Annotated in this window: 11 protein-coding genes; 7 read left to right on the plus strand and 4 right to left on the minus strand. The window is 60.6% G+C overall.

The features are described 5' to 3' along the window. Positions 1 to 132 precede the first annotated feature (132 nt). Genes MOV76_RS12435 through MOV76_RS12450 form a run of 4 tightly spaced genes read left to right on the plus strand, consistent with a single transcriptional unit; the run spans position 133 to position 3923 of the window. The gene (locus MOV76_RS12435) at positions 133 to 1050 is read left to right on the plus strand and encodes an ABC transporter permease subunit (RefSeq protein ID WP_018445064.1); all 918 of its coding nucleotides are present in this window, start codon (positions 133 to 135) and stop codon (positions 1048 to 1050) included. Between the two features lie 16 nt (positions 1051 to 1066). Then, complete coding sequence (gene livM, locus MOV76_RS12440) at positions 1067 to 2377, plus strand: high-affinity branched-chain amino acid ABC transporter permease LivM (protein ID WP_247264626.1); 1311 nt, start codon at positions 1067 to 1069, stop codon at positions 2375 to 2377. Further along, positions 2374 to 3192: an ABC transporter ATP-binding protein gene (locus tag MOV76_RS12445; protein ID WP_247264627.1), complete on the plus strand. Its 819-nt coding sequence runs from the start codon at positions 2374 to 2376 to the stop codon at positions 3190 to 3192. Before livM ends, MOV76_RS12445 begins: the two co-directional genes overlap by 4 nt. Then, entirely contained in the window at positions 3189 to 3923 is a 735-nt protein-coding gene (locus MOV76_RS12450; protein WP_247264628.1) for an ABC transporter ATP-binding protein, read from the plus strand. Before MOV76_RS12445 ends, MOV76_RS12450 begins: the two co-directional genes overlap by 4 nt. A 155-nt stretch (positions 3924 to 4078) precedes the next feature. Here MOV76_RS12450 and MOV76_RS12455 read toward each other — a convergent pair whose 3' ends face one another. The 3 genes from MOV76_RS12455 to MOV76_RS12465 are packed head-to-tail and all read right to left on the minus strand — an operon-like array spanning position 4079 to position 6485. After that, a complete protein-coding gene (locus tag MOV76_RS12455; protein WP_018445068.1) occupies positions 4079 to 4357 on the minus strand; it encodes a DUF6522 family protein in 279 nt (92 codons plus the stop codon). 35 nt (positions 4358 to 4392) lie between these two features. Further along, entirely contained in the window at positions 4393 to 5523 is a 1131-nt protein-coding gene (locus MOV76_RS12460; protein ID WP_247264629.1) for an HPP family protein, read from the minus strand. Positions 5524 to 5579: 56 nt separating this feature from the next. Next, entirely contained in the window at positions 5580 to 6485 is a 906-nt protein-coding gene (locus tag MOV76_RS12465; protein ID WP_130729551.1) for a LysR substrate-binding domain-containing protein, read from the minus strand. Between the two features lie 260 nt (positions 6486 to 6745). On the opposite strand from MOV76_RS12465, the gene MOV76_RS12470 reads away from it, so the two are divergent. Next, positions 6746 to 7057, plus strand: coding sequence for a hypothetical protein (locus tag MOV76_RS12470; RefSeq protein WP_247264631.1), 312 nt, complete (start codon positions 6746 to 6748; stop codon positions 7055 to 7057). A 428-nt stretch (positions 7058 to 7485) separates the two neighbouring features. After that, positions 7486 to 7686 carry a hypothetical protein gene (locus MOV76_RS12475; RefSeq protein WP_081295561.1) on the plus strand — a complete coding sequence of 67 codons (201 nt, stop codon included), beginning with the start codon at positions 7486 to 7488 and terminating at the stop codon, positions 7684 to 7686. A 133-nt stretch (positions 7687 to 7819) separates the two neighbouring features. On the opposite strand, the gene MOV76_RS12480 is transcribed toward MOV76_RS12475, so the two are convergent. Continuing rightward, entirely contained in the window at positions 7820 to 8740 is a 921-nt protein-coding gene (locus MOV76_RS12480) for a GNAT family N-acetyltransferase (RefSeq protein WP_018245971.1), read from the minus strand. Between the two features lie 261 nt (positions 8741 to 9001). Here MOV76_RS12480 and MOV76_RS12485 point away from each other — a divergent pair. Beyond that, the coding region (locus tag MOV76_RS12485; protein ID WP_247264630.1) for a M20/M25/M40 family metallo-hydrolase at positions 9002 to 9508 on the plus strand (507 nt) is incomplete at its 3' end.

Here is a 9508-nt window from a genome sequence, read left to right on the forward strand (position 1 = left end):
GTGCAGCGGTTTTGCGGCAGCGACATGCGGAAAAATAAAGACCTAAAGCGCGATCAGAGACTCTGAAAGATCGCGACGCGCTTTAGGTTCGGCCGGCTTATCCATCCCCGAAAACCATAAGAGGGGTTCACCATGGACTTTTACATCCTGGTTCAACAATTGTTCAATGGCATCACGCTGGGGACGATCTACGGCCTGATCGCGGTCGGATACACCATGGTCTACGGCGTCATCCGGATGATCAACTTTGCCCATGGCGACGTCTATATGGTATCGGCCTATATCGCCGCCATCACGCTTGCCGTCCTTGGCTATTTCGGCGTTCAGTCAGTTCCCTTCGCCTTGATATCCGTGTTGGTGATCAGCTGCGCAATCACGGCCGTCTATGGCTGGGTGATCGAGCGCGTCGCCTATCGGCCGCTTCGCGGCTCGACCAAGCTGGCTCCGCTGATATCGGCCATCGGCATCTCGCTGATGCTGCAGAGCTACGTCCAGATCGCCCAGGGCGCGCGCGACCAGGGCGTGCCGACGCTCATCCAGGGGGCGTTTCGCATCGGTAACGATACCCAGTTCGCGCAGATCACCTACATGCAGACGGTGATCCTGTTCGCGTCGCTGATCGCCATGGGGGTGCTGACCTATGTGATCAACTACACCAGGATCGGCCGCGAATGCCGCGCCACCCAGCAGAATATCCGGATCTCCGCGATACTCGGGGTCAACACCGACCGGATTATTTCGACGGTGTTCGTCATGGGCGCGGCCACTGCCGCCGTCGGCGGCACGCTCGTCACCTTCAACTACGGCTCCTTCAACTTCTTCATCGGCTTTGTCATGGGCATCAAGGCCTTCACGGCCGCGGTTCTTGGCGGAATCGGCTCGCTGCCCGGCGCCGTGCTCGGCGGCATCGTCCTCGGCCTGACCGAGGCTCTCTTCGCCGGCTATGTCAGCACCGACTACAAGGACGTCTTCGCCTTCGCATTGCTCATCACCCTTCTGTTTTTCCGACCCTATGGCCTGCTTGGCCGGCCGGAAATCCAGAAAGTCTGAGGAGGAGCAAGAAACCATGGAATCCAACCGCCTTCGGGTGCTCTTCAAGGAAGCGCTCCTCACTTTTACGGTCTCCCTCATCCTGTTCGGCCCGATCTCAGGGCTGGTGCTCGAGGGATTTTCGTTCACGAACGAACTGATGCGCGCGGTACTGCTGGCGGCCGTCGTCACGGCAGGTCGATCGGCGCTCTCGCTGTTCCAGATGAGCAGCCCCGGTCGAAAACTCACTCGACGCATGGCCGGAAACGGTGCCGGCGTGACCGTCATGACCGGCAAGGAGAGGTCGCCGGTGCTGGTCCTTTCCCTGTTGTTTCTCGCAGGGCTGAGTCTGCCGCTTTTCGCAGACAAGTACTTCCTGGGTATCGCGATTCTTGCCCTGATATACTGCCTTCTCGGCCTGGGGCTCAACATCGTCGTCGGGCTTGCTGGCCTGCTCGACCTCGGCTACGTCGCCTTCTACGCCGTGGGCGCCTACCTCCTGGCGCTCGGATCGCAATATCTCGGCATCGGGTTCTGGGGCGCGCTCATCCTTGCCCCATTCCTGGCCGGCCTCTTCGGCATGATCCTCGCCTTTCCCGTTCTGAAGATGCATGGCGACTATCTTGCCATCGTGACGCTGGGATTCGGCGAGATCATTCGTCTGGTGTTGAACAACTGGCTGGAATTCACCGGCGGGCAAAATGGCGCCCCGGTTCCGGCACCCACCTTCCTCGGCCTCGAATTCACCCGTACCGCCAAACAGGGTGGCGTTCCCATTCATGAATATCTGGGCATCGCCTACAGCGCGGACTACCGGTTCTGGTTTCTCTATTTCGTGCTGTTTCTTGTCGTCTGCTTCGTCATCTACGCCGTGGAGCGACTGCGCGTCATCCCTCTCGGCCGCATGTGGGAAGCGCTGCGGGAAGACGAGATCGCCTGCCGTTCGCTCGGCGTCAATCACGTCTTCACAAAGCTCACGGCCTTCATGCTCGGCGCCTCCACGGGCGGCCTCGCCGGCGTCTTCTTCGCCGCACAACAGGGTTTCGTGAACCCGACCTCTTTCACCTTCTTCGAATCCGCGCTGATCCTCGCCATCGTCGTCCTTGGCGGCCTCGGATCGACGGCGGGCGTCATCTCGGCCGCACTCGTTCTCACCATTCTTCCGGAGCTTCTGCGTGAGTTCGCCGAATACCGCGTTCTGGTCTTCGGTATCCTGATGGTGGTGATGATGATCTGGAAACCGCGCGGCCTGGTCCGCATCAAGCGCCCGGCATTCTTTCCGAGCTCGATGAAAGAAGGCATCGGCAGCGAACTGTCCTTTGAGGGCAAGGCGGAGGCGGGACGATGAACGGACCCATCCTCGAAGTACAGAATGTCACCATGCGTTTCGGCGGCATCGTCGCCAACCGGGACGTCAGCTTCTCGGTCGAACGCGGCGCGGTCACCGCCCTGATCGGTCCCAACGGCGCCGGCAAGACGACGATGTTCAACTGCATCACCGGATTCTATCGCTCCAGCGAAGGCCGCATTATGCTGAACGGACGCGATGGTCCGACGGATATCGGCCAGTTGGTGACCAAACCGATGACCGGCGGCTCGTATCTCGTGACGCGCGCCGGGATTGCCAGGACGTTCCAGAACATCCGCCTGTTCAAGGAAATGTCGGTCATCGAGAACCTTCTGATCGCCCAACACCTCGCCACCCGCAACAACATCCTCAGTGGCGTTTTCCGGACCCGGGCGTTCCGCAAGGCCGAGGCAGAGGCTGTCGACCGGGCCTATCACTGGCTGGGGCAGATGAAGCTTGCCGAAGACGCCAACCGCCTGGCCGGCGAACTGCCTTACGGCCGGCAGCGCCGCGTCGAGATCGCCCGCGCCATGTGCACGGGCCCGAGCCTCATATGCCTCGACGAACCGGCTGCCGGCCTCAACCCCTCCGAAACGCTGGATCTGGCGGAGGTCATCCAACGGCTTTGTGCCGATCACAAACAGACGGTTCTCGTCATCGAGCACGACATGGGTCTCGTCATGCGCATTTCGAACCACATCGTCGTGCTTGATCATGGCGAGGTGATCTCCGACGGCACGCCTGAGCATGTCGCCAACGATCCGGCCGTCGTCGCCGCTTATCTCGGTGTCAGCGAAGAAGAGGTACCAGCATGAGCCAGTCGTCCGACACGGAGGTACCGCTTCTCGAATTCGCCGGCGTTCATGCCCATTACGGCCCGGTGGAAGCGCTGAAGGCGGTGAACGTCCATATCTCAGCCGGTGAGATCGTCAGCCTGATCGGCGCAAACGGCGCCGGCAAGACCACGCTGCTTTCTTCTATCTTCGGGGCGCCGCGCGCCTCATCGGGCAAGATCCTGCATCGTGGCGAAGACATCTCGCGGATGCCGACCAGCAGGATTTCCAGGCGCGGCATAGCGCTTGTTCCGGAAGGCCGGCAGATTTACCAGGAGATGTCGGTCGAAGAGAATATGATGATGGGCACGACGCCGATCGGCATGGCCCACTTCGAAGAAGACCGGAACACCATGTTCGAGCTCTTCCCGCGCCTCAAGGAGCGCCGAAATCAGACCGCCGGCACCATGTCGGGCGGCGAACAGCAGATGCTCGCCATCGCCCGCGCCATGATGGCGCGGCCGGAACTGATCCTGTTCGACGAACCGTCGCTGGGCCTCGCGCCGCTGATCGTCAAGCGCGTTTTCGAGGTTTTGAGGGAGATCGCTGCGATGGGCAAAACGATATTTCTCGTCGAGCAGAATGCCAACCATGCACTGAAGCTTTCGCAGCGGGCCTATGTCATGGTCAACGGCCGTATCCACCTCTCCGGCGAAAGCGCCGCCCTCCTCGACAACCAAGACGTCCGCAAAGCCTATCTCGGACTGCACTGAACAAGGGGCTTCCAGCCGGCATAGTCAATTTGCCGGGGGCCAGCGTCGACTTCGACGTACCGCTCGGCGGCCGCAAGGGATCGTTCTTTCGGTCCGCGCGAACAGGGCCGAGCGGTGCAGCAAACCGGCGTCACGGATCATCCATAAGGACGGGGTCAGCGCGGATGCCGTCCGGAGGATTTACCCCGAAGAACGGTCATCTGCTCCTGCTGCACTTCATTTTCGTCGTTCAGAACGGCTTGCCAAAGCCGGTTGCCGAGCCGAAGCGACACCCGTTTCGTCCCCTCGTGTTCAGCAGTACCGATTTCCACGGAGCTGACGACGGAGCCATGGCGCATGTGGCGGCGAAGATCGGCCAGCGACAATCCGAACCGTTTCGCGAGCTCCGATGATTCCAGGATAAAATCGCCATTTGAATCGCGCTCGATCAGCACCGACTTTTTCTCCAGCTACGTTCCACGCTCACCGCTCAGGCCACCGCCGGAATCGCATTGTCCTCCTTTGGCAGCAGTCGCGCCACTGCGCTCAGGAGATCCGTCTGCGATATCAGGCCAAGGATCCGGTAGTCGTCGTCGACGATGATGACGGCATGCGTGCGACCGTCCGTCAGAACAGGCAACAGCGACAGAGCAGAATCCGAAGGTCTGGCCACCGCCGGCCTCGAGATCGCGTGCGCGATGGTCTCGGTGCTCATGGACAATTCCCGCAAGCCGACGGCGCCGACGAGGCGGCCCTCCGGATCCTTCACCGGCAAGGTGCGGATATTGTGCTTCAAGAGAAGATGCCGTGCAGCATCCGGTTCCGAGGCTTCGCCAATGGTGATCACGTCACGCGACATGATATCGGCACAGCTGATCTTGCCGTTTGAGCGGATGACCGCTTGCAGCTCGACCTGCTGCAACAGCCGGCCGAGGTCTGCCCGATCGATATCGAAGGTTTCGTCGAGCGCTTCGAGGGCCGCATCGACATCCTCTTCGCGGAAACCCACCCGCACGGCAGATGGCAGGTCCACTGTCTGATGGGTGTTCTCCGCGGGTTTCGGAACGACGTGCGGATAATTCCGCTTGGAAAGCTTGTGGAACAACAGGCCAAGGCCGACGAGGATGCAGGAGTTCAAAGCGACGGGCACGAAGGGAAAAAGAAATCCCCAGCCGGCAACGACAGGGCCGCCGAGCACGGCGGTCAGTGCGGCGGCTCCTCCCGGTGGATGCAGGCAGCGCGTGAACGACATCGCGCCGATGGCAAGCGAAACGCCGACGCCTGTCGCGATGATCGGATCGCGAATGAAATAGGCGGCAATGATCCCCATCAGGGCGGAAATCGTATTGCCGCCGATGATCGACCAAGGCTGCGCAAGCGGACTTGCCGGCACCGCGAAAAGAAGCACCGCGGACGCCCCCATCGGCGCCACGATCAGGGGAAGATGCGGCCCCTGGCCGAACAGATAGCCGCTGATGACGCCGGTGAGACCAATGGCCAGCAAAGCGCCGAGACATCCAATCAATCGCTCTCGTAAGGTCGCACCGGCCAGAATAGGTGAAAACAAACGGAAGCGGCGGAAGCGGCTCGGTCCCACCTTCGGGGAAACGGGATACGGCATGACAAGACCAATTTTAAGCGAGGATTATCTGGCGGCGAAGGAGGAAGACGTTCAGGTTAGTTTGTTGCCAGCCTGATATCTCTGCCCCTTGTCGCGCTGAGGACTTCGTGGAATGCGTTGAACGCGCTTGGGCGATCATTCCTGCGGTAGACGAGCAGCGTCTCGACAGGCCCGAGCTGATGGGTCTGGAGAGGCGTCGGCCAGTGCATGAGATCAAGGACGGATCGCGGCATGACGCCGGCCGTATTGCCGGTCGCAACGCTTGCCAGGATCGCGTGGTAGGAGCCGAGTTCGCTCGTCGGCAGGGTGCTCGATTTGCGCGCCCAGTTTTCGGCGATCCGGCGATAGGTGCAGCCGGGTTCCAAAGCGGCGAGTGATCCGACACGCAGGTCTGCGGCTGACTTGATGGAGGGATGCCCGGACGGCAACACGATCAACAGATCCTCGACGAAGACCGGCACCATTTCGAGCGCCTTGAGTTCGGCATCGAAGCTCGAGTCTTCCTCGCGCATCGTCTTCGGTGGACGGGCAATCAGCGCGCAATCCAGTGCATCAGAGAGAACGTCGCGGATCAGATCGCGGGACGCCCCCATCGTCAGATGAAGCGACACCTCCGGCCACATCTGATTGAATTGCGTCAGCGCCGCCGGCAGCCTGCTTGCCGCCGTGCTCTCCATGGTGCCGACCCGCAATGTCCCCGATGGGGCCAGAGGCCGCACGGCCTGGCGCGCTTCGAGCGCAAGCGCCATAAGCCGGTTGGCATAGGCGAGAAACGTCCCGCCCTCGCGCGTCAACGTCATCTTCTTGCCGTCACGGCTGAAGAGCGAAACGCCGAGGTCCTCCTCCAATTGCTGGACGCGCGTCGTCACATTCGACGGCGCCCGCCCTACGGCCTTGGCAGCCTTGGTAACGCTGCGGTCGCTGGCAACGGCGAGGAATATCTCGATCGATGAAAGGTCCAATGAAAGGATCTCGTTTGCGAAATTAAAACGATAGATAATTCTCTATATAAAAATCATTGCTCCAGCTCAAGCCGGTTTCGGCATCAGCCGAAAAACATGAGCCCAAGCAGACGAGCGATTGCCGAAAAAAGGGTCGCGACGCCGAGGAAATAGCCATGCAAGCCGCGACGTTGCCTCTGTCGGACGACGTTTTGAGGGTTTGAGGCTGGCATGAGGTTTGCATGTTTAGGGCTATCTGCGGATCGATCGGCGACGACCCTATGCTGCAACTTGTCTTGACCTGTCTTCTTCTGAGCGTCGCTTCAGGCTTGAGCATGCGGCGTTTTCTTCTGCCGTATTTCCCAGGCGGCGATCTCGCCGAGAAATCTGCCCCTATGACAATCGTCGCAAGCGCCGTCTTTCTGGCGGCAATCGCTTTCACCGTCTCCGATCAAGATCTCTGGGCAAAATCCGTCATCCTGATGCTCGGCCTTTCGCTGGCAGCCATGTTCGACGATGCGAGACCCAGGCTAACGATCGCCCTCTCCGCCATCAGTCTGGCAGCCTACCTCGGGCTGCGTTCGATCGGCTGAGCATGCAACCATCACGCAAACAGATCAGTGGCGATTGAACACCGCAACTTATCGCCGGTGTCGAAGCCCAATCGAGGCGACTGCATCCACCAACGAAATCATTCGTCAACAGAGCCACATCTCACAACCTGAAACATCTCCCGACGGGGGAAGAGGAAGAGTTCGCGCAATACGAGAAAATGATCTCTATTGAAGAATATTCTTCCGCTGCTATTCTGCATTATAGAACATTCGCCGCGGCACGCTGGGATCGCAGCAAGCAGAAATCGGACCTCTCGCGATCGGTGTCTCTCGACTCCAGGAAATCGAGACCATCGATCCCAGGAGCTGATCGTGACCGATGCCGAAAGCCGGTTTCGTAACGACAACGGCTCCCGTGCCGCACGGATGTTCGAGTTGCGCTGACGATGAGGAGGCGAGTGGCGATCATGGACAACGACCCGGCAGGAAAAATCTGGTCGGAATGGTATGCTTGGCATCCTGTCTTGCCGATCGATGACTCCGTGTTCTGGCTCGAGACCGTATACCGCCGGGAAAGCCCGGAAGGTCTCTGGCAATATCGTTCGTTCCGGCCCGATTTTGAACGCCGGCAGGCTCTGATCGACATACCGGTCTGTCCCGGCGCTTAGAGCAATTCCAGGAAAAGTGCGAAGCGGTTTTCCGTCCGGAATTGCGTAAAAACAAAAGGATAGAGCGGTTCTGCGCTTCCGTTAAAAGCTGAACCGCTTTAGAATCCGATAACGATCGCCAGGTAGGCCTGCGTCAACCGAGTGCCTGGCTGACGAGTGCATAGGTCCTCGGTTCGTGCGCCGCCTGATGTCCCGGAACCGGAAGCCAAGGGCCGCCGAGCGACATGGTCGTCACGATGTCGTAAACGGGAAGACCGCAGCGAGAGAGGAAATCGGAAAAGGTCCCGCCCTGCTCGCGTGTGTCGAGGCGCAGGAACGCTCCTGCATGCTCGGCGGCATGTGGGCGGACGACGGCGATCGCGTCTGCGTCACTGCCCGCCACAATAGGACCGATGACATGGCCACGCCCGAACCGCCGGCAAAGCGAAAAAGCCTCGATCCTGCCGGCACGGGTTAACACGATGCCTTTGGAATTTGCCATCAACCGGGCCAGGAGCAGCTTGCGATCGGTCCCGAAGGCCACGCAGTCCAATTCGGCGATCGCTTCCAGATCGCCGGCCTCCACTGCCCGTATCACAGCACCGGACGGCAGCTCCACATCCGGCGGCGATATCGCTTCGCCCTGGCATTGAAAGACGAGTGCCTCGCGAACAAAGTTCAGGGAACGATAGAGACGTCTTGCTGCGCGCGTGGCATTCAGCCCGAGGTTGCGCCCGGCGACCTGCTCCAGCGCGTGGCCCATGAGCCATTGCCCGGCGCCATTGGTTTGAAGACGCGGCGAGGTGATGACCATACCGATCGTTGCAAATTGGGCATCGTAGGGAAACCACATCGCAGAGCCCAGGATGCGGCCGATTTCATCGATCGCCACGATGCCCTGGCCGAATTCCCGCAAGAACTGCCAGTCTTCGCCACGATGCGGCCAAGCGACGGTCATCGACAGCGCATGCAACTTGTCGAGGGCGACGCTGTCGATCCCGGCAATGTGCGTCTCGAAACTGTCGACGAACCTGGATTCGGATGTCAGTTCGCTCACTCCCACCCCCTGCCGCATTTTTCTGGCCAAGCCTGCGCCCGGAAACTTCTCTGACCAGACTAGAACAGATCGTTCGATACAATTCACTGGTTGGGCCGGCGCAAACACAACAATCGACCAAATCCGCTGCGCTTTCGGCAAATAAAGCCTGGACCGTCCTCTAAAGTCATTGACTAGGCCCGACCGGCCGCAGTCGCCGTTCACCGTGAGCCTGGAATGTCGCCTCCCGTCAGCCCAGTTGCAAGCACCCTCAAAGATCCCCGCACTGTGAGGAATCCCATGCAGGCAATTGAAATTCTCGAAAGGCTCGTTGGCTTCCCCTCCGTCGTCGGCACGCCGAATGGCGAGATCGTCGCGTGGATCCGGCACTATCTGCAAAGCCACGGCGCTGACGTCACCGAGCTTCCCGGCCCGGAAGGCGATCGGTCGAACCTCTTCGCCACGATCGGCCCGAAGGAAACGCCGGGCTATATCCTCTCAGGCCATATGGACGTGGTCTCCGCCGCCGAAGGCGGCTGGACCAGCGATCCGTTCCGCCTGCGCGCCGAAGCGGACCGCCTCTACGGACGCGGCGCCACCGACATGAAGGGCTTCCTGGCCGTCGTTCTCGCCGCCGTCCCTGCGCTTGCTGCCATGCCACTTCGCCAGCCCGTCCACCTTGCCTTTTCCTATGATGAGGAGGCCGGCTGCCGCGGCGTGCCGCACATGATTGCCTGCCTGCCGGAGCTCTGTGCAGCCCCGCTTGGTGCAATCATCGGCGAGCCGAGCGGCATGCGGGCGATCCGC

This window comes from Rhizobium sp. PRIMUS64, from assembly GCF_023006465.1.
Taxonomy (GTDB): Bacteria; Pseudomonadota; Alphaproteobacteria; order Rhizobiales; family Rhizobiaceae; genus Rhizobium; species Rhizobium leguminosarum.